General features: G+C 71.7%; 14 protein-coding genes. 7 read left to right on the top strand and 7 right to left on the bottom strand.

The window, feature by feature from the left end; all coding sequences use genetic code 11:
• Nucleotides 1-68 precede the first annotated feature (68 nt).
• Nucleotides 69-1,544 (bottom strand): xylulokinase, encoded by a 1,476-nt coding sequence (locus DL519_RS41720; protein WP_190823178.1) that lies wholly within the window; start codon nucleotides 1,542-1,544, stop codon nucleotides 69-71.
• 192 nt (nucleotides 1,545-1,736) lie between these two features.
• Between DL519_RS41720 and DL519_RS41725 the strand changes: the two genes are divergently transcribed.
• A complete protein-coding gene (locus tag DL519_RS41725; protein WP_223840104.1) occupies nucleotides 1,737-2,204 on the top strand; it encodes a DUF6194 family protein in 468 nt (155 codons plus the stop codon).
• Nucleotides 2,205-2,281: 77 nt separating this feature from the next.
• Here DL519_RS41725 and DL519_RS41730 read toward each other — a convergent pair whose 3' ends face one another.
• Entirely contained in the window at nucleotides 2,282-3,163 is an 882-nt protein-coding gene (locus DL519_RS41730; protein WP_223840105.1) for an NAD(+)/NADH kinase, read from the bottom strand.
• 409 nt (nucleotides 3,164-3,572) lie between these two features.
• Between DL519_RS41730 and DL519_RS41735 the strand changes: the two genes are divergently transcribed.
• Together DL519_RS41735 and DL519_RS41740 are read left to right on the top strand one after the other, a co-directional pair.
• Nucleotides 3,573-4,670: a hypothetical protein gene (locus DL519_RS41735; RefSeq protein WP_190823180.1), complete on the top strand. Its 1,098-nt coding sequence runs from the start codon at nucleotides 3,573-3,575 to the stop codon at nucleotides 4,668-4,670.
• Nucleotides 4,671-4,706: 36 nt separating this feature from the next.
• Entirely contained in the window at nucleotides 4,707-5,018 is a 312-nt protein-coding gene (locus DL519_RS41740) for a DUF6191 domain-containing protein (protein WP_190823182.1), read from the top strand.
• Nucleotides 5,019-5,083: 65 nt separating this feature from the next.
• Here DL519_RS41740 and DL519_RS41745 read toward each other — a convergent pair whose 3' ends face one another.
• Nucleotides 5,084-5,290 carry a hypothetical protein gene (locus DL519_RS41745; protein WP_190823185.1) on the bottom strand — a complete coding sequence of 69 codons (207 nt, stop codon included), beginning with the start codon at nucleotides 5,288-5,290 and terminating at the stop codon, nucleotides 5,084-5,086.
• Between the two features lie 125 nt (nucleotides 5,291-5,415).
• A complete protein-coding gene (locus tag DL519_RS41750; protein ID WP_190823187.1) occupies nucleotides 5,416-6,405 on the bottom strand; it encodes a hypothetical protein in 990 nt (329 codons plus the stop codon).
• Nucleotides 6,406-6,540: 135 nt separating this feature from the next.
• Here DL519_RS41750 and DL519_RS41755 point away from each other — a divergent pair, with 135 nt between their 5' ends.
• Entirely contained in the window at nucleotides 6,541-8,517 is a 1,977-nt protein-coding gene (locus DL519_RS41755; protein ID WP_190823189.1) for a hypothetical protein, read from the top strand.
• 137 nt (nucleotides 8,518-8,654) lie between these two features.
• Here DL519_RS41755 and DL519_RS41760 read toward each other — a convergent pair whose 3' ends face one another.
• From DL519_RS41760 to DL519_RS41770, 3 genes are all read right to left on the bottom strand, one after another.
• Nucleotides 8,655-10,403 carry a hypothetical protein gene (locus tag DL519_RS41760; RefSeq protein WP_190823191.1) on the bottom strand — a complete coding sequence of 583 codons (1,749 nt, stop codon included), beginning with the start codon at nucleotides 10,401-10,403 and terminating at the stop codon, nucleotides 8,655-8,657.
• A complete protein-coding gene (locus DL519_RS41765; RefSeq protein ID WP_190823193.1) occupies nucleotides 10,400-11,191 on the bottom strand; it encodes a hypothetical protein in 792 nt (263 codons plus the stop codon). Before DL519_RS41765 ends, DL519_RS41760 begins: the two co-directional genes overlap by 4 nt.
• A 214-nt stretch (nucleotides 11,192-11,405) precedes the next feature.
• The gene (locus DL519_RS41770) at nucleotides 11,406-11,630 is read right to left on the bottom strand and encodes a hypothetical protein (protein WP_190823201.1); all 225 of its coding nucleotides are present in this window, start codon (nucleotides 11,628-11,630) and stop codon (nucleotides 11,406-11,408) included.
• A gap of 235 nt (nucleotides 11,631-11,865) precedes the next feature.
• On the opposite strand from DL519_RS41770, the gene DL519_RS41775 reads away from it, so the two are divergent.
• The 3 genes from DL519_RS41775 to DL519_RS41785 are packed head-to-tail and all read left to right on the top strand — an operon-like array spanning nucleotide 11,866 to nucleotide 19,608.
• Nucleotides 11,866-14,643, top strand: a complete 2,778-nt coding sequence (locus DL519_RS41775; RefSeq protein ID WP_190823203.1) for a hypothetical protein — start codon at nucleotides 11,866-11,868, stop codon at nucleotides 14,641-14,643.
• Complete coding sequence (locus DL519_RS41780; protein ID WP_190823205.1) at nucleotides 14,640-17,363, top strand: CHAT domain-containing protein; 2,724 nt, start codon at nucleotides 14,640-14,642, stop codon at nucleotides 17,361-17,363. The genes DL519_RS41775 and DL519_RS41780 overlap by 4 nt, the downstream gene beginning before the upstream one ends.
• Nucleotides 17,356-19,608, top strand: coding sequence for a vWA domain-containing protein (locus tag DL519_RS41785; RefSeq protein WP_190823207.1), 2,253 nt, complete (start codon nucleotides 17,356-17,358; stop codon nucleotides 19,606-19,608). The genes DL519_RS41780 and DL519_RS41785 overlap by 8 nt, the downstream gene beginning before the upstream one ends.
• Nucleotides 19,609-19,835 lie beyond the last annotated feature (227 nt).

Here is a 19,835-nt window from a genome sequence, read left to right on the forward strand (position 1 = left end):
TCCGGTCGGGTGATCCGTGCTTTCCCGGACAGGACGAGGCAGCGTGCCGAGATGTGACAGGCCGGGTCTCAGGCCGGCGGCGGGGTGTTCTCCGATCGCCATTCCGCGAGGTGGTCGTGGAGGCCGCGCAGGGCGTCGTGCGAGCTGCGGTACGCCTCGTACAGGGGCGTGAGGCGCTCGGCGCCGGGGGAGGGGGTGAAGACCCGGTCCACCGCGACGGTGGCGGCGGCAGCGGTCTCGACGTCAGGGTAGGCACCTGCGGCGACGGCGCCCAGCATGGCCGCGCCGAGCACTGCGCTGTCGTTCACCCGCAGCCGCTCGATGGGGCGCTGCAGGACGTCCGCGTGGATCTGCGTCCACAGGTCGCTTCGCGCGCCGCCGCCGGAGAAGGTCAAGGATGGCAACGGGATTCCGCACGCCCGCTCCACCGGCTCAAGCACGTGCCGACCGGACATGGCCACGCCTTGCAGCACCGCCAGGGACATGTCGGCCGTCGACGTCGCCGAGCTCAGCCCGAAGAAGCTGCCGCGGACGTCGGAATCCCACAGCGGCGCGCGCTCGCCCATCAGGTGCGGGGTGAAGACCGCTCCCGGCGCGCCGGTCGCCGCCGAGGCGAGCACCTCCTCGATGCTCAGCCCCGCGACCCCGCACCACCAGCGCAGCGCTTCGCCCGCGGCCTGCGTCGGCCCAGCGTGCACGAAGAGCCCGTTCCTCGGCGGGAACGTGACGACTTCCCCGACCGGCGCCGACTCCCGCGATGCGCCTGCGACCACCAGCGACGTCCCGCACGACACCATGCCGCGACCGGCCGCGGTCGTCCGGGTGCCGAAGACCGCGCCGAACGCGTCCATCGTGCCCACCGACACCTCGGCGGAGAGAAGCGCGGCCTCCTTTGCCCGTTCCACCGGCGCCTCGGGTTCGAGGATTTCCGGCAGCTTCCCGGCGAGCCCGTCGACGAGCCCGACGGCTTCCGGGAGGTATCCGGCGGAACCGGCGACGCGCACCCCGGAGAGCTGGTCCGTCGCCAACCGGCCGGTGAGCCTGGCGACCACGAAGTCCTTCGGGCTGAGCACCCACCGGGTGCGCGCCCACTGCGCCGGTTCGGTGCGGGCGAACCACTCCGCCCGCGACCCGACGAACGACGCGTCGAGCACGATCGGTCCGCCCCAGATCCGGGTCTTCTCCGCCGGGGTGAACCGCGCGTCGAGCTCGCGGGCGACCTCGGCGCAGCGCTGGTCCTGCCAGATGATCGCCGGTGCCAGCGGCTCCAGCCGCTCGTCGACGAACACGTGGGTGTTCACCTGGCTGACCACGCCGACCGACCGCACTGCGTTCGCGGGGAGTCCGGCGAGGACGGCGCGGATGCCGGCCTCGCACCCGCGCCACCAGTCGAGCGGGTCCTGCTCGGCCCAGCCCGGCCGGGGCCGGGCGATCGGGTAGCCCGTCGTGTGCGCGGCGACCGGTTCCCCGTCCAGGCTGAAGGCGGCGACCTTGACGGCCGTCGTCCCGACGTCGATCCCCAGCATCAGCTCTGGTGCGTGCATGAGCAAGAAGTACCAGGAGCTGCCGCGCGCCCGGAACCCGGCATTCGCCGCTCGGTGCGGACCGAACTGCGATTTGAAGATTGCCGAGCAGTGATCAGTCGATTTGAAGGTGCTGTCGCGGAAAATCCTCAACTGCAGCTTCAATGAGAAACTTGAAGGGTCGATGCCAGGAAGGTTCGAGGAGGTCACCGGGTGGACGCCACCGCCATGACGCACTACATCGAGGAGAACTTCGACGGGGTCCGAGCCGTCGAGAATTCCGGGGACAAGTTCTTCAGCTACGACCCGGACGGTGATCTCCCCGACGACCGCTGGTTCCTGTTCGCGACGATCGTGACCGGCGACAACTACGACTCGGTCTCCGAACTCAGCCGCCCGGGGGCCTACCGGATCAACATCGGCCTGACCAGGAGCGCCTACACCGAGCGGTTCGGTGCCGCGCCCACGTGCCGGGACGAGCGAGGCGTGCTCGACACCGGCTTCGACTACTCTGTGCGGGACCAGGTGATGCCCCACCCGCACTATGCCTCCCAGCACTGGGTGTGCGTGGTGAACCCGGGCCCGGAAACCACCGACGCGGTTCGGGGAATGCTCGACGACGCCTACGACTTCGCGGTCCGCAAGCACGAGAACCAGAAGGCCCGGAGGGCCGAGGCCTGACCGGTGCTCCGGGTGCGGGCCTGCCGCACCAGCACCCGGATTCGCCGCAGGGGCGGTGCGAGCGGGCGGCGATCCCGCTACGCGCCGCCGGATTCGCCGCCGACTCCAGCGGCGGATCCGGTGAGGTGGAGCTTGCGCTGGACGCGTTGGTAGAAGGTGGTCCGGCCGAGCCGCACGACCCGGGCGGCGGCCGGCTCGACCGTGATGTCGAGGACGGTCCCGCCCGATCGGTGCGCGACGAGCTGCCCGTCGACCTCCACGCCGAGCTCGCTGCTCGTGGGCAGGATCCGCAGCGCGAGCCGCTCCCCGTGGGACAGGAAGATCGCGCGGTTGAAGACCGAGTGCGGTGCCACCGGCGTGACCAGCAGCCCTTCGACCCTGGGGGAGATGATCGGCCCGCCCGCGGAGAAGCTGTAGGCGGTGGACCCGGTGGGGGTCGCGACGACGACGGCGTCCGCCGCGTAGCTGACGAACGGGTGCCCCTCGACCTGCACCTCGACCTCGGCCATGCCCTGGCCGGGCACCCGCACCAGGACGATGTCGTTGAACGCGACCACCTCGTGGTCGGCGGTGGTGATGTGCAGCCCGGAGCGCGTCTCGACGGTGAAGCCGTCCTCGTCGATGGCGCACAGCGCCCGGTCCAGCTCGGGAACGTCGATCTCGGCCAGGAATCCCAGCCGCCCGAGGTTCACGCCGAGGACCGGGGTCTGGTGCTCGCAGCCGAGCCGTAGCGCCCGCAGCATGGTGCCGTCGCCGCCGAGGCTGACGAGGAGGTTGGCCCGGCGGGCCAGCTGCGCGGGCGCGAGTGCGGTGATCGGCTGGGTGTAGGCGGCGATCTCCTGCGGCGCGCCGAGCACCTCGATGCCCCTGGCCCGCGCCCAGTCCACGACCGTTTCGATCACGTCGGGGCGGTGCCGCCCGGGGTGCAGCACCAGCCCGACCGCCTTGATCAATCCCATGGCCAGCCGCCCTTCGGTCCGGGAGGGGTCCGTACCGGATCTGCCGTCCACTGTAGAGGTTGATGGGCCGGTAATCAGGTCCGGCGGAGCCGGCTTCCGACCGGGCCGAGATCTCCAACGGGTATCGAGATTCTCTCGTTCTAGGGCTTGATCCACTTCGGCGCGCGCCCCGGTGCTGAACGTGCGTCACCGGACCGGATGGTTTGCCTCCCGTTCCCCCGGGCGGCGGCGGACATCCGGTCTGCGGCGATGCGATCATCGAAATCGTCCAGCCCGGCGACTCCGCAGGCGTTTCCTCGTCGATCTCCGGGCCCGGTGCCGAACCGGATGGCACGTCAAATCCGCAACGGCCCGATCAATCAACATCCCGAGCCGGCCGGTCGCCGCGCAGAACGAACGGAGATCCCTGATGACTTCGCAACTCGATCTCGGATCGTCGGTACCCGCGGCCCGTACCGCGGTCGGCCAGGGGACCGCCACGTCGCGCCTCGTGCACCTGGTGGGCTCGCTGCCCGGAGACCTCGCCGCCGATCAGCGAACCAGGATGCGGTGGGTGCTCGATCGCTCCGGCGGCGCCCGGTTGAGCGCGGTGCCGTGCGACGACGATCCGTCCTGGATCGTCAACTACCTGCGCTCCCGGGCGCAGGTGCCCGCGTTCGAGGTGGTGCGGGACGGCGAGTGCGCCGACTACGCCGACATGCCGGTCTACCGGGTGCGCCAGGGACATCGGCTCACGATCGAGGACGTCTCGCTGGGCCGGCCGGAGGAGGTCTACCGGGCGGTCGCCGCCTGGCGCGAGCTGGGCGGGCCCGCGACGCTTCCGCCGGTGCAGGCCAGCGTGCCGTCGCCGCTGGACCTCGCGACGTTCACGCTGGGCGACCCGGCGCGGATGTTGCGGCACTTCCCGGTGTTCGAGCGGATGATCTGCACCGAGGTGGCCGAGATCGCGCACCGCTACGGGCCGGACGAAGTGGTGCTCCAGCTGGAATCCCCGGCGGTTCTCTACCTGCTGTACCGCGCGCCCCGGCCGGCGCGGTCGGCGATCGCGCACCTGCTGGCGCACCAGCTCGCGCGGGTGATCGTCTCGGCACCGCGCAGCGCGCGGTGGACGCTGCACCTCTGCCACGGCGACCTGGGGCACGTTTCCCTGTTCGGCCCGGAAGATCTCGCTCCGGCGGTGCTGGCGGCCAACGCCTTGGCTGCACGCCTGCGCACCTACGGCCGCCGGATGCCGACCGTCCACATCCCGATGGCCCACGGTGATCAACCACCGCTGGTGGATCCCGCCGCTTACGCCCCGCTCCACGGGCTCGCGCGCGGCATCGACGTGATCGCCGGCTGCGTCGACGAGCGGCAACCCGAGTTGTCGGCGAAAGCGCTGTCGCTCGCCGAAACCGCGCTCGGACAACGGGTCGTCGGAGTCGCAGCGGCCTGCGGGCACGGTCGCCGCACCCCGACCGAGGCGGCGTTCAACATCGAACTGGCCCGCCACCTCGCCGGCAGTTGACGGGAACCTGACCGGGCGTCGGATCGTTTGCGCGGTATGGACTGGGTGGAAGCGGCGCTGCTGTGGAGCATTCCTGGTGGCGTGCTGCTGGTGCTGGTGGTGGGCGGTTACGAACTGCTGCAGAAGCATCGGCGGAAGCGCTCCGGAACACCGTTGTCCGCGGCCTACGTCGACGAGGTCACGGCCTTCCTCTACGGCACGAAGCGGATGGAGCTGGACCACCGTGACTCGATGTCGATGATGCGGGACGAAGAGGCCCAGGGAGCCCCACCGAGCAGCACCGTCGACCTGGACCGGGGGATCGTGATCCTGCGTCGGGACGATCCGGGCGCCGCCCCGGGAACGTAGGGCCAGGTCGGCTGTTGCGGCCGACCTGGCCCGAAACGTGTTGCCGGGCAACGTTTCCCGGTCGGTCATTCGTCGGGCAGCTCATCGCGGCGGCGCGGGTGGCAGCCGTGGCAGCGGTTGCGCGCGCGTCCCGCCCCGCACGCGAGGAATCCCGCGATCACCGCGAACACCAGCACCGGTAACACCTGCACCAGCAGCGGCGTGTTCGCGGCGGCGCTGAGCAACGCGGAGATCGTGCCGATGTTCCCGGTGAACGTCAGGGCGACCGCCACGTTCCGCCTCCCGGGCCCCCGCTCGTCGTGGCTTCGGTCGTGTCGGTGCATCTTCGCCCCTTTTCCGTGTGCAGCGCCGGGACCGGCCGACGCTGTCCGAGTGCGTTCACGGAAGCGGCGAAGCGTCAGGCCAGCGCGGACAACTCCTTCGCTGCCACGGCGAAGCGGTTGCAGTCCGCGCACAGCTCGACGGCGCACCACTGCGGGATCAGGCCCTGCGCGACCAGGTCGGCGAGCCCGGCGCGGAGGGCCGCGTCCGGGGCGACGGGTTGGCGCCGGAGGGCGGCGACGAGGACGGCGACGACCCGCGCGTCGAATTCCGTGGAATCGTCGGCGACTTGCCCGGGGTCGTGCGCGGGCAGGTTCGCCGCGTCGCCGCACTCCGGGGTGGCGATCGGCTTGTCGGTGCGACGCGGCCTGCGGCCCATCGGCCGCTCGATGTAGCGCTCCCACCAGGTCACCTTCTCCGGTTCCGCCGGGGTGCCCGCGTTGACGCGGGTGCCGGAGCGGCAGTGCCGCTCGACGAGAGCGACGCCGGCCGCGACTCGTGCGCGGTAATGCTCCGCTGCGCCGCCGAACTCCGCGGCGCAGCGGGTGGCGAGCCGGCGCAGCAGTGCTTCCTGGCTGTCCAGCGGGGCCATCACGCCCGCCTCGTCCGCGAGGTACTCCAGCAGGGCGCGGTGGAACTCGTCGGGTAGGCCGAGGGCCATCGCGGACTTCCGGATGCGGTCGACCCGGGCTTGCGCGCCGACGTCGGTCCGCCGCCGCCGGATCCAGTCGTGCACCGCCTTCTTGCGCACGTGCACGCGCGCGGCGCCCAGCGGGTTCCCGAGTTCGCCCGCCCGGTGGGCCAGGTACCGGTGGCACTCCACGAGCATGTCGACGAGGAAGTCGCGGCAGGCGCAGTCGCCGTCGATCAGGACCGTGTCGATCAGCTGCCGGTTCCGGTCGGAAGCGCTGATCCGCAGGTCGCAGCGGGTGTCAGGCAGGGCCCGGTGGATCGCCGCGCGGTTCGCGCGCGTCTCGTGCCAGATCACGTCGAGCAGCTCGGGTACGCCGACCGCCTGCTGCGACCGGTCGCCGGTTGGGCGAAGGCCTGGAAGCACTGTCGTCATGACACGAAATTTTACGAGAACACAAAAATGCTCGTCACGTTTTTTTTCGATAAAATCGCGGACAGACGATGTGCACGCCGAATGAGATGTGCACGCCGAATGAGATGTGCACGCCGAATGAGTCGAGGAGGGTGAATGGGCCTGCTGCCCGCCGAGGTGCCGGATATCCCGGAGGCAAGGTCCGAGATAGTCCCGGCGAGACTCGCGCGGAAGCTCGCGCCGCTGTTCGGCGTGCCGTGGGAGCGCAGCCCGTTCGGCCCGCAGACCTGGGTCTCCGACTACAACAAGATCACCTTGTCGGAGATCGCGCGCGGGGCACCGCTGCGGACCCGCGGCCGGGCCAAAGCGCCGGTCGCGGACCCCGGCACGTGGGCAATCGTCGACCGCATCGCGGTCACCGGCCCGGGCGGATCCCTGCCGAACGAGATCCCGAACGCCACGCTCAACCGGTTCGGGCCCGACACGAAGGCGGCGGTCGTGCTGACCGCGACGAACCGGCTGCTGGTCCCGGTCGTCAATGCCGTCGAGTCCGCGATGGGGCTGCTCGTCGCGGCCGACGGGTCGGAGCTGCCGGTCCGGTCGCGCCTCGCCGCGTGGGCCGCGCTGGTCCTCGAAGCCTTCCGGACGCAACCCGCCCTGGTCGCCGCGGCGATCCGGGCCCGCACCATCCAGCGCGAGCTGCTCGTCGACTGGTACCTGCCGCTCGCCGGTGCGTCCGCCGAACTGCCGCTGACGCGTTGCGAAGTGGGCGGGCCGCACGCCGACGGCGGCGCGGGCACCTCGTCGCGGCCCCGCGATCTCCAACTGGCCGACCACACGGTCCGGCTGCTGGGATCGGACGTGCCGGGCGAGGTGGTGGACCGGTTCCTGCGCGAGCTGATGGCCATCGGAACCCAGCGGAGTTCCAGCCACCTCTGGCTCAGCGAGCGGCGCCCCGGCCAGCTCGCCGTGGAGGCGCTCGTGCCGCCCACCGAACAGGTCGACCGCTACGTCGAGCAGGTGGCGCACCTGCTCGACCAGGACTCGTCCCCAACGGAAGTGCTGCCGCGCATCCCGAAAGCGTCCGAGCTGGCCGGGCTTCCGTTGCTCGCGCGGCGGGCGGTGTTGATCGGTCTGCTGACCGTGCTGCGGCAGGTGCAGTTCGACGCCGAGGGGCGCGAGCAGACCAGGGTCGCGATCGTGCCGCTGCTTGGGGAGGTGGCGACGCTCGCGACGGAGTGCCTGGGGCCCGGCGATCCGTTGACGGTTCTCGCGCGGTGCCGCGCGGCCGACATGACCGTGCACACGCTGCGCCACGATCGCCGCAACGACCTGGCCGAGCCGGTCGAGGAGCTGCTGGCGCAGGTCGAGCGGTGCATCGAGCTTGCCGAGGAAGGCATCGTGGACCGGGGCGCCGCCGCCGAGGCGGTCTCGTCGGCCAACGTCGAGATCAACATCGTGCGGCGGACCAACGCCGCCGATCCGGAGGCCAGGTTGCCGTCGCCCGCGGAACTGGACGACTGGCTGCGCCGTACCTGGGACGCCTACCGGCGCATCCTGCAGATCAGCCCGGACTGGCCGGCCGACCCGGACTCGCGGCTGGCCGTCGGGCACCACCTGCACAACTACGCGTCGTACCTGGCCTCCCACCCGGACGACGAGTCCGACCTGCTCGCCGCCGTCGAGCTCTTCGCCGGCACCGTCATCCCCGCCCGCGAGCTGTACTGGAAGCGGACGCAGAGCTTCCTGCCGCTGCGCCAGTCGTTGCAGGTGGCGACCCGGGCGACGACGACGTTGAGCAGGCTTGCCGCCGAAGCCGGGCGGCGCGCGCAGGCCGCCCACTGGGCGGAGTGCGGGCACGGCTGGATCTGCCAGGCGCTCGACGACCGGGAGACCGCCGAGCTGCTGGCCCGGCCGACCGAACCGGCGGCACACTTCTGCTTGCTCGCCGTGCCCGCGCTGCTCGCGGCCGTCGAGGCCGGGGTGGCGGGCCCAGACGAGATCGAGCGGTCCGGGCGGTTGCTGGCGGTGGCCGAGGACTGGGTGCGGCGGGTCACCGACGGCAGCGAGGCCAGCTACAGCCACTACGGGCTGTTGGCCGGCCTACGCCGCCGCCTCGACACGCTCCGCTGAATTCAGAGCTGGACATACGTAAATCGGGGATCCCGCAGTCCAGACGGCGTCTGTATTCCCGCAGGGGGGCCGCTACCAGCACCGCTTCGTAGAATGAGTCTGGAAACAGTCCCTAAAAGCTGTTGCCTGGCAATGGATTACTGGTGCAGCAGCTCGGGCCAGGGGCCCTTGTACCGCTCCAGCTGCCGGCGTGCCGCGTCCGGCGCGATGCCTGCGGCGTCGCCCAGCGACCGGTAGTTGTCCACCAGACCGGTCTCGCCCCACTGCCGGTGCGGGCAGATTTCGTCCGCCGCAACGGGTTCCCGGGGCGTGGCCTGGGCCGACCGGTCCACTTCCGGGCAGCACGGTTCGCGCAGGGGCCTCGCGGATCGCTCCACGAACTGCATCGGTGCCCGCGTCCCGTGCCGGGCGATGAGCTTGGCCTTGACGAGGACCTTGGCCGCGCCGTCGGTGCTGTCCTTCCTGGCCGCGGGCGTCAGTTCCGCCACCAGGTAGCGGGTGAGGGCTTTGACGGCGGGTGCCCGACCTGACCACAGTGGACTCAGCGCATTCAGGCTGAAGTGGTGGACGCCGACCAGGGTGCACCCCTCGACGGCGGACGGGTCGGCGGCCGCGGCCAGCTCCGCGATCAGGTCCTCGAACTGGCCCTGGGTGATTCCCGCCGGCCGAGGTGGGCGGGCGGTCGCGAGCTCGTCGGCCTGCGCCAGGCGGCCGAGCCGATCGGTGGCGACCCGCAGCCTGCGCACCAGCACCGGCAGGTCCTTGGTCTTCGGGTATTCGCCCGGCTTGCTGCGCAGCCATGTCAGCAGCGGGTTCCGCGCGGCGGATTCCGCGTCCGCGAAGAGCTTCGCGACGAACCAGCCGGCCAGCTGCTCGACGTCGGAGAGCCACTCGCCGTGGTCCGGGGCGCCGGACGACGGCTTCTGGTCGAGGTCGTCGACCGGCAACTGGTCCGGGCGTTCGTCGAGGTGGAGACGGTGGTTCAGCACGCGGTGCACGGCGTTGACGCGCTTGCCCGCCGCGCTGCCCCCGGGCGCGGCGCTCCCGAGGTGGACCGCGAACTGGTCGATCGCCACCGCCACATCGGATTCGTCCGGCCCGCGCCGCATCCAGGAACCCGCCGGGCGCGTCATCGCCCTGTTCAGGATGCCCGCGAGCTCGGGCACGGACTTCGCCAGCTCGTCGAGCGGATCGCCCCCGACCAGGCCACGGCGCGCCGCGATGGCGACGCGGTAGGCGGCGAGCCGGACCAGGAAGTCGGCGTTGCCGGTGACCGGGAGCGAATTGGCCGCGCTCGGGGTGGGCAGCCCGGCCACCCGGTACTCGGCCGTGAGCCGGGCGCCGCGCTCCAGCACGTCGAGGACGACGTCCGCCCCGTCGGCGTCGGAAACCGCCGGCTGCCCGGGGATTTCCACGAGCGCTTCGACGATCGCCGGTACCACCACGTTGAGCAGCAACTCCGGCTCGCCGACCGGGCGGGCCCCGGTCACCAGTCGCCGGATGCGCACGGTGCGGGCCAGCAGGGCGATGGTGCGGTCGTCATCGTCGGAGTCGACCCGGCCGACCCGGACCAGGACGTCGAGCGGGAGACCGGGAAACCGGCGGTAGCGACCGAATTTCGCCGCGGCGTTGCCGGTGTTGCGCTGCACACCGGAATGCCAGCGACCCCACGTCAGGCACGCCGCGACGAGCACGCCGCACTCGTCCGGCTTGACCGCCGAACCGGATTTCGCCAGCTTGGCAACCACTTTCCCCGCCCGGTCGACGACGGCGTCCCGCAGCGCCCCCAGCGATCCGAGCTTGTGGACCAGCGCGTGCAGGTCGTCCGCGTAGATGCTGCCGAACAGCTCGTCCGCGGCCGCCGCCAGTTCGTCGCGTGAACTCATGCCGACCTCCGGCTCTCGGAGCGGAACCGCACGCCGACCGGATCGCCGGAGGCGACCAGCCGCGCGCGCAAGACACCGGATGGATCCGGCTCGAACGTTTCCCAGTGCTGCGAGCCGTCGTCCAGGCCCGCCTGGAGCACGGCGTTCGCCGCACCTCCGGCGGGCCGAACGGCCAGGCCGATTTCGACCGCACCCCCAGCCAGCGGTCGAATCGTCCACGTCACCTCGGGTGCCACCCCGACCGCGGCGGCGAGCTCGTCGGGCAACCGCCAGATTTCCTGCGCTGCGGGCGGATCCGCTTCCCGCTGACCGGATTCCCCAGATCTGAACCGCAGTTCCGGGCCCCGCAGGGCATCGGCCCAGCCCGCCAGGTCCAGCCGCGTCCACAGCTCGCCCGCCCAGGCGCCCAGCGTGCCCCGGGGTGCGGGGATCGCCGGGTCCAGCGCCACCGCCCGGTACGGTGCCCAGGCCTCGGCGAGGCCGTCGACCTCGCCGAGGTCGAGTTCGAGCCAACCCCCGGGACCGCCCGCGGCGATCGCGTCGGCGACGGCCGCCGCCACGCGCGGCCCCAGCAATTCCGCCACGTCGTCCGGAATCCCGTTGTCGCGCAGCGCTACCGAGACGAACGTCGGCGGCCCCTCCGGATCGGCGGCCACGAATCCGGCGACGAGACCGTTGCGCAACTGCACCTCCAGGGTCGGCTCCGCGGTCAGCAGCGTGACGGCGACCGTGCCGCGGTCCGGGAGGTGGTCGATCCGCAGGTGACCGTCCCAGGTGATGACGCTCATGCGCCGCCTCCGCGCTCGCCGGATGTCCGCCGCACCGCGACGGCTCGCCATCCGGTCGTCCGGCCCCGGAAGGCCGATCCCGGCCCCACCCGAGGACCGTGCCGGACCGATCGGAAGGAGCGTCGCCATGCTCGGTGGTTCTGACGACAACCCCTGACGGACGAGCGGAACGGGCGGCGCCTTCGAGCGCGGCGGACGTGCCCCCGAGCGGTGGTCATCGTGCCGGATTTAGCGCCCACGACTCACCTGCGAGAATCGAGTTCAGCCGCCGGGTAGACTCGTCCAACCACGTTGCGGCCAGCGGCTTGCCGTGTCCGCTCTGACCGTTCGCGTCGTGTATCGCCTGTTCGAACTCGTCCGCTGCCGAACCTGCTTCGTCACCCACGGTCCCGAGCACGTCGAAGAACAGGACCCGAATCTCGCGCACATCTATCGCCATTTCGGTGATCTTCCCACGGGAATGCGGGCGGCCGTGGGGTCGTGAGTGGTGATGCCGGTTCTTGCCGGAATAGTCGCTCACGACGGGTAGGCGGCGGAGGCGCTGTCCTCGCCAAGAGCCCCGACGGGGTGGGCACAGTCTGAGAACCCGCGGAGGTGCAGGCGGAATCCCTCGTCCGTCAGTGCACGATCGCAAGCCCTCGCAGATACGGATCGCAGATCATCGGAAGGCAGCCATGACCGACCCGACCCGCCGACGGTGGCGCCCGGCCGTCACCGGGTGGCTGATCGTGCTCACGCTGCTGGTGGCCGACGCCTGCTCCTGGCCGGGCTCCGGGGAGCCGGGCAAGGAGGACGCCCACCTCGTCTCGTACTCCAAGGCCGCGTCCTGGCTGGCCGGGCTCGACCCGGCCGAAGCCGAGGAGCAGATCCGCGACTGGGCCAGGCTCGCGCTGGCGTCGTCGCTGGGCATGGACCAGGACCGCATCGTAGATGCCCTGCACGACACGACGCCGCTGCGGGACCCGTTGTTCGACGGGCTCGTCGAGCAGCCCGTAGGTCCCGGCCGGTCGCTGTTCGACGGCCGCACGCTGCACCTGCTGGTGCCGGAGAACGACCCGCACCCGTCCCGCACCCTCGGTCGGCTCCTCGACCAGCACCGCGTCGATGCGGGCTCCGATCCGGTCGACGTGCAGGTGCACCGGTACCGGATGCGCCCGGAGAACCAGAAGGTCGAGCTGTACGCCCAGCCGGGGACTCCTACTGCGGAGTTCCGCGCGGCCAACGGCTACCGCGAGGCGCGGCTCGACCAGCGAGCGGACCTGGAAGGGTTCCTCGCGGACACCAATCACCTCTCGCGGCTGGAGCTGCGCAACGGGCAGGTCTGGGCGGCCGGGTGGAACTGGCCGGATCTTCCCGATGGCGACGTCCGGCCGGAGGACGTTTCCGTGCTCCAGCGCGGCTACCGCCAGCAGGGCGAACCGGGGCCGGGATTCTCCTTGGACCCCAAGCCGATTTCGAGCCCGGACGAGATCCGTGCCGCCATACCAGACCTGGCACCCGAGCTCGTCGGCCGCGTCGCAGGCTGGAACTGGGATGCCGAGCTCACCGCCCTCATCGAGGGGCACCTGTTCAGCGGCGACCCGCCCGCCGATGCGCTGCGCGCCCGGGGCCTGCCCGCGGACCGGACCCAGTTGTGGGCGCTGTACAACCTGCTGGACGGGCTTCCGGTGGTCAACGAAGCCCGCTACGAAGGGGGAATTGCCGGCACCGAGGTCGGCATGACCGCCTTCTACACCGACCTGGTGATGAAGGACTGGGTGGCCGGAGTGGGCACGGGGGTTCCTTCCGGCGGAAGGGTTCCCGGGTTCGTGCCGAACCCGCAAGCCCCCACCCCGCCCGGGCTTTGCCCGCCGGCGGGGGAGCGGTCGCCGCCCGCGGAATCGGCGCGGCTGTGGCTGGGCCAGGCCGACGGCGCGTTCGACTACCGACCGGACGGCGTCGACATCGGCGCCCAGGCGACCCGGCTGTTCGTGCGCTCGCAGGGGCCCGGCGGGCAGGAGCTCGAAGCCACCTACAGCATGGGCCGCGCATCGGCCTGGTGGGATCGCCACTACGCGGACGTCGCCGATTACGAACCCGAGTTCTGGCGCCTCGAGGAGCTGATGCGCTGGTCCGGGGCCCTTGAATGGCTCGCCGGGAGCGGGCATTCCCTGCCGCAGCTGCCGGCCGGCGAGATCAGGTCCGACCTGCGGTTCGCGGACTGGCACGAGCGCAACAGCGACCTGCGTGAGCGCGCGCGCCCGGTCTCCGCGTCCCCGCCCGGACGGGCGGAGTCCGTGCTCACCGTTCCCTCGCCCGCGTTCTCCGACTGCGGACTGTCCTATGTGTACGGTGGTGTCACGCTCGGCGATCCCTTGGCGCGGCATGGCGGTGCACCCGCCGAAAACCCGCTCCCGCCAGGGATGCGGCGGGCCAAGCCGGTCGACCCCGCCGCCACCAGCGTCGACCAGTCCACCGGAACGGCCCAGATCAGGCAGCTCGGCGACGCTGGGTCGCCGGAGGGCCTGACCAGGGGTGTCCGGCGCGGCCCGGACGGTGCGTCGGTGGTGACCGAAGGCGCGCCACGCAGGGAGATCCCGTTCGGCGAGGCGCGGTTCCGGGGCGAGGACGGACGCCTGGTCGAGACGGGGATACGTTCCGGCGAGCACGGCATCTCCGCCGGTGTCGATGCCCAGGGGCAGCCGTTCGGGACGGTGGCCGCGCTGCGCCCGGAGGCCAGCGGGGTGCGGCAGACCGACATCGTCGTGAACCTCGGTCTGCTCGGCCGGTTCCGGGATCTGGTCAAGCGGGATCGGCAGGACCCGGCGCACGGGTTGGAGAACGCGCCCGGCTTCCTCTACAGCTACCCCGAAGCGAATGGGACCGGCTACCGCTTCGCCGATGGCTGGGTCGGGAAAACATTCGGTCAGGCGCCGAACCGGGCGGGCTTCGCCGCGGAGGTGGTGCCCGGCGAGTCCTACCTCAGGGTCGAGCGGCCCGGGCAGCTGCCAGGCATCGAGATGTCCAGGCTGCAGGAGATCTCGGAGCCGTTCACCACGACGTACGGCGAACTGCTCCGCCAGGTGCCCGCCACCGCCGCTGTCTACGTCCTGGCCGATCGGTCGACGCACCTGCCGCGGCCGATCGAGCGCAACGCTCAGGTGCGCGTCAGGATCGCGCAACCGGTGGTGGCCCTCGGTCCGGGTGCCAGCCCGGTCTCCGCGGAAGGGCAGGTCTGGTCGCTGCTCGACACGGGCACCGTCGGCGCCCTCGCCGCCCCCGGCCAGGACATCGTGTTCGGTCGGCCGTTCGGTGGCGGGCCGGACGGCGGTGACTGGGGATCCTGGCCGTTCGGGGTTCCCCTGCCCGTCAGCCCCAGCAACCAGGTCGTGCTCGTGCAGCAGTGCCAGCCGAGCGACGGCGTGAATTACGGCGTGAATCCGCCGACGCGGGACGAGGAATGCGGCTCATGACCGGACCAGCGGAGTTCGCGGTGGACGCGGGGTCGCCGCTGGCCGTGGCGCTCGCCGCGGCCTGGGAAGCGTTCGAACGGGAGGACGTGCGAGCGATGGACCGGTTGTACCGGCAGTCGGTCCGGCTCGCCTCCGGCAATCCGGCGCTGGCCGCCGCGCTCGCCGTGGAGCACGTGAGCCGGCTCCGGGCCCTCGACGACAGCACGACCGCGTTGGCTCGTTGCGAGGAATACCTCGGCAGCGACGGGGAAAACCTCCGGCTGCGGCTGCTGCGCGCCGAGACGCGCCTGGCGATGGGGGACAACTCCCGGATCGACGCCGAACTCGACGAGATCGCTCGGATCGCCGCCGGGCGGCACATGCGGCGCGAGGACGAAGCCCACCTGGACCGGCTCCGGGGCATCGCTGCCGCTCGGCGCGGGGATACCGGTCGAGCTCTGCGTCACCTCCGTGAGGTGCGCGTGGTGTTCACCGAGCTGGGCGACGAAGTCGCGGCGTCCAAAGTGGATCTCGATATCAGGGCGGTCGAACGGCAACGCGGCGACGCGTCGGAGCCGGTGCGCGGCGATGACGATTCGCCGCAGGCCAGCATGGTCCGGGCGGAAGAGCTGCGGATGGACGGGTGGTACGAGAAGGCCCTCGCCGAGCTGGCACCGGCGCTGGCCGGGAAGCTGGATCCGGCCATCCGGTTCCAGTTCCTCTTCGCGAAGATCCGCCTGCTGCGCCTGTTGCACTCGACCCAGGCCGACGAGCTGCTGCCGGAGCTCTACGCGGCGGCAGAGCAATCCCCGCAACCGGAGGAGAACCGCCTCGCCGCAGGGCGGCTCGATCCCAGCGCCGAAAGCTTCAGCGTGGTGGGCATGGGTGGGCATCTGCTGCAGGCAGCCCGCGCCTACGCCGAAGCCGCAATGCGGCTCGCCGAGCCCGGACAATCCGACGAGACCGAGCGACGCGTCCTGGCCAAGCAGCGGGTCGACGAAGCGGAACGGCTCTTGCTCGCCGAGCAAGCCCCACCTGAGGCCACCGGCCGGCACGTCGCCGAATGGCACCTCGCCGCGGGCGAGATCGCCCTGGCGATCGCCAAGCTGGAACATGATCCGGCCACCGCCGCGCAGGCGGTCCGCCACTTGCAGGCGAGCACGGCGACCGAAGATTCGCCGGTAGTCAACCGGATCGCCGCGCTGCGACGCCTCGGCGACGCCCACGACCAGCTCCGCGAGCTCAGTGGCAGCGCCGGCGGCCTGGCGAAGGCGGCGGAAGCCTGGGCCGAAGCGCACCGGCTCGAGGAGCACTTGGCGTCGCGGCAGGACGACGACGAGAACCGCATCCGGATGCTGCTGGCGAATCCCACGGAGTTCGACAAGCGGATCGAGGCGGCGGCCCGGGAGATCGAGCGCGGTGAGCAGCACGCGGCGGTCGCCGCCGTCGTCGCGATGGAAGCCGCCAGGGGTTCCGCGATCCTGCCGCGGATCCTGTCCGACGAGCAGCCTCTGGTGCGCGACCTGCCCGGCCTCGGCGATCTCGCCGGTGCGCGGCGGTGGATTCGCCAGGCCGCGCGCGGTCTTCCGCGCAAGCAGCTGATCTGGATGCTGCACGCCACCCCGGACGGGGTCCACCACGCGTTCGTCTGGCGCAAGCGGCCGTTCGGGGTGCACGTGCGGCACGCATCGGTGCGCGGCGCACCTGGCAGCACCAAGATCGACCTCGCGGAGGCGATCGGCGAACTGAAGGACTGCTGGCGCAACGGCGACCGGCTCGAAGGGCGGCTGCGGAAGCCCAGGACCTCCGCGGCGTGCCACTTCGACCAGAAGCTGCACGCGGTCGTGCGCAGGCTGGGGATCGGTCGGCTCTGGAAGCTGCCCGGGCACATCGAGCGGATTGCAGTGGTCGCCGGGGGCGACCTCGCGGAGATCCCATTCGCGCTGCTGCCCTGCCCGGGGCCGTCGGGCGAGCTGCTCGGCGGCAAGTACGCGCTGTCCGATCTCCCGTGCCTGTCCATCAGGCGACCGCTGCGCCGACGCGCCCGCGGGCAGCGGGGAACGTCGGGGCAGCAGATGTTGCTGGTGCAACCGGCCGCCGCGGCACCGGAGGCCCCCGGCGCCGCCGACGAGGAGGCGCTCGAGGCTGCCACGGAGGTGACCGGCCGCAAGGTGCTGAGCCGGGCTGCGGCTACCCCCGCGGCCCTGCGCGAGGAGTTGGCGTCCGGGCAGTTCCGCCTGCTCCGCGTCGACGGGCACGGTGAGTTCCAGCCGGCTTCCGCCCCGGAATCGATCCTCTTCCTCGCGCCGAAGGGGAAATCCGGGCACCTGAGCGCACGCGAGTTCCGGGAGATGAACCTGCGCGGCACCGGCACGCTGATGCTGGGCGCGTGCGAATCCGGGATGGCCGAACGCATCGGCCGCGACGAGCGCACCGGCTTCGTCCGCGCCGCGTTCCTGGCCGGAGCCTCGTCGGTGGTGGCCGCCCGGTGGGACGCGCTCGACGTGGTGGCCGCCCGGGTGCTGGACGGCTTCGAGAAGAACCTGCGCCGCCACCCGCGCGACGTCGCGCTTTTCCGGGCGCTGCGCGAGGAACACGAGCAGCACCACGCGGACGGCCACCCGGCGCGCTGGGCGTTATGGACGCTCTACGGCGACGTCGGGCACCAGAACATCTGGTACGAGCCGCTTTCCCGGTGGTGGGGTGCGGTGCGTCGACGCTTCGGGGGAAGGGATGCGTGAATTACGATCGGCAACCGGGCGGTGGGTCGCCAGGGCCGCAGCGCTGCTGCTGGCCGGCGGGCTGCCGCTGGCCGCGCCGCCACCGGCGTCGGCGCAGGACGCGCCGCCCGCGCTGCAGCCGGTGCAGATCGTGCTGCTGGTCGACCAGTCCGGGAGCCTGACCGAGCAGGACGTAGCCGCCGAACGCGACGCGGCGCGGGTGATCGTCCAGGGCGAGCCGGCCCGGGATTCCACCGTGTCGGTGCTGGGTTTCGGCAGCGCGAACGCGCCCGGCCGGTCGGCGGTCGACCCGGTCTGCCCGCCGACGAAACCGGATTCGCCGCAGAGCCGGCAGTTCCTCGGCGACTGCGTCGGCGGCATCCACCGGCGCACCCCGGCCGAGGGCGACGGCACGGACCACGTCCAGGGCCTGCGCCAGGCGCTGAGTTACCTCAGCCAGCCGGGCACCGAGGGGCAGCCCAAGATCGTCTTCTTGTTGACCGACGGCGTGCTGGACGTGCGCGACAGCCCCGAATACGGCAAGACCGCCGATGAGCGCAACGCCACCGCGCGGTTCCGGCTCTCCGGCGTGCTGGACGAGCTCAACCACGCCGGCGTCAGCGTCTGGCCGCTGGGATTCGGGCAGGCCGGCCAGAAGCAGCTCGACGAGTTCGCCACCGGCGCCGCGCAAGACCGCTGCGGGCTGCACACCGCCCCGCCGAGAGCGACGGTGATCAAGGAGTCCGCCGACCTGTGGGGGGCCATCGGCCGGGCGTCCAGCTCGGCCCGCTGCACGAGCGTCGGGGAGCCCGTGCCCGACCGGCTGCCCCCCGGCGGGACGGTCGAGCTGCCCGTGGAGGTCCCGGCCATCGCCAGCGAGGGCACGATCCTGGTGTTCAAGCGCGACCCGCGGATCCTGGTCAGCTACCTCGACCCGAACGGCGAGAAGGTGCCCGCCAACGGCGACTTCGGCGGCTCCCACTTCGAGTTGGGCGGCCAGGACACCGAGGCCGAGGCGATGCGGATCCTCAACCCGGCACCGGGCCGCTGGACCGTGCTGCTGGAGTCACAGCCGGGAGTGCCGCCGCAAGAAGTCGGCGCCATGACGGTCTTCCAGGGGGCGGTTCGCGCGCTCCCGTACATCGCGCCGCAGACCCCGGCCCCGGGTTCTGCGGTGCAGTTCTTCATGCGGGTGCGCGGCGCCAGGACGGCGATCAAGGACCCGGAGCAGCTGAAGGGCCTGACGTTGACCGCGGAACTGCGCGGGGACGGGTTCGCCCCGCTCCCGCCGGTCGAGCTGTCGGACGAGGACGGCGACGGCGAGTACCAGGGCCGGATCGTCGTGCCCGAGACCGCGACGGGGCGGCTGGACTTCGTCGGCGGCATCACCGGGGTCGGCGTGAGCGGTGACCACCAGATCTTGCCCACCCGGATCTCGTCGGGAGCGGGAGGAGTGCAGAGCGTGCTGAACCTCGATGACGCGGAAGCCGAAGTCGTCGCCGGAACCTCGCTGAACGGCAGCATCGACGTCAACAACGCGACCGGTCAGCCCAGGACCATCCGGATCGAGCTGACCGATCTCAGCCAGGGAGCGCTGGTGACGGCCTCGCCGGAGAAGCTGGTGGTGCCGCCGGCGGCGGGCTCGCAGCGGTTGGGCTTCACCCTCACCTTCGACCCGGCGACCGCGCTGGGGTCGAACCAGGGACGCATCCGGCTGGTGGACGAGACCACCGGTGCGGTGCTGCGCGATCCGGTGTTCGAGCGCGAAGTCGTGGCACCGCCGGGGCCGATCGACACCTATTGGTGGCTTTGGACACTGATCTTCGCCGCGGCCACCGCGGCAGTCGGCGCGGTCCTGCTGCGGAGGCGGCGCCGCAACGCGGAGCGCGACGTCCGCGGGATCCGGGTCGAGCTGCGCCGCTACGGGCAGCCCACCGGCAACTCGGTCAAGGTGCACCAGAACGGGGCGGAGTTCCGCTTCGGCGTCCACCGCGGCGAAAGCGCCGCCGACACGCGCATCACCGCGGGTTCCGGCGGGGACCGCTACCAGGTGCAGCGGGCAGCAGGCGGACCGGTGTTGACCGGGCCGTCCGGCGAACCGCTCGGCCTGGCCCCGGGCGGGGTGCTCGAACTGGCCGACGGCGTGGAGCTGGTCGTCCACGACCGGCCCGACCGGCGACGCGCGGCGAAACCCGCCCGCGGCAAGGAAGTCCGAAGTGGACGAACGACGAAACCGAAGCGGTCGTACGACCCCTACGACCTCTGAGAACCTGTCGGCGAATGCCGTCCACGCCTTTGGAAGCGGCGCGCCGCTTCCAGCCACCTTGCCAAGACGACCATCGGCGGGTTCTGAGAGGTTTCCTGGCGAGGACGGCCCTCCGCCGCGTATTGGACATACATCAGGAGGGGCACCCGCCAGTCCGGGGAACCTCTCAGGTTCCGCTAAGCGACCACCCACCCAGACCATTCACCAACAGGCTCTGAAGTGAGGAC

Origin of the sequence: Saccharopolyspora pogona (assembly GCF_014697215.1) — a bacterium.
GTDB lineage: Bacteria > Actinomycetota > Actinomycetes > Mycobacteriales > Pseudonocardiaceae > Saccharopolyspora > Saccharopolyspora hattusasensis.

Coding starts and splice junctions, on each gene's coding strand:
- DL519_RS41760 (WP_190823191.1), bottom strand. CDS start 10,403: ATGAGTTCACGCGACGAACTGGCGGCGGCCGCGGACGAGCTGTTCGGC.
- DL519_RS41780 (WP_190823205.1), top strand. CDS start 14,640: ATGACCGGACCAGCGGAGTTCGCGGTGGACGCGGGGTCGCCGCTGGCC.
- DL519_RS41750 (WP_190823187.1), bottom strand. CDS start 6,405: ATGACGACAGTGCTTCCAGGCCTTCGCCCAACCGGCGACCGGTCGCAG.
- DL519_RS41755 (WP_190823189.1), top strand. CDS start 6,541: ATGGGCCTGCTGCCCGCCGAGGTGCCGGATATCCCGGAGGCAAGGTCC.
- DL519_RS41720 (WP_190823178.1), bottom strand. CDS start 1,544: ATGCACGCACCAGAGCTGATGCTGGGGATCGACGTCGGGACGACGGCC.
- DL519_RS41730 (WP_223840105.1), bottom strand. CDS start 3,163: ATGGGATTGATCAAGGCGGTCGGGCTGGTGCTGCACCCCGGGCGGCAC.
- DL519_RS41740 (WP_190823182.1), top strand. CDS start 4,707: ATGGACTGGGTGGAAGCGGCGCTGCTGTGGAGCATTCCTGGTGGCGTG.
- DL519_RS41785 (WP_190823207.1), top strand. CDS start 17,356: ATGCGTGAATTACGATCGGCAACCGGGCGGTGGGTCGCCAGGGCCGCA.
- DL519_RS41735 (WP_190823180.1), top strand. CDS start 3,573: ATGACTTCGCAACTCGATCTCGGATCGTCGGTACCCGCGGCCCGTACC.
- DL519_RS41770 (WP_190823201.1), bottom strand. CDS start 11,630: ATGGCGATAGATGTGCGCGAGATTCGGGTCCTGTTCTTCGACGTGCTC.
- DL519_RS41765 (WP_190823193.1), bottom strand. CDS start 11,191: ATGAGCGTCATCACCTGGGACGGTCACCTGCGGATCGACCACCTCCCG.
- DL519_RS41775 (WP_190823203.1), top strand. CDS start 11,866: ATGACCGACCCGACCCGCCGACGGTGGCGCCCGGCCGTCACCGGGTGG.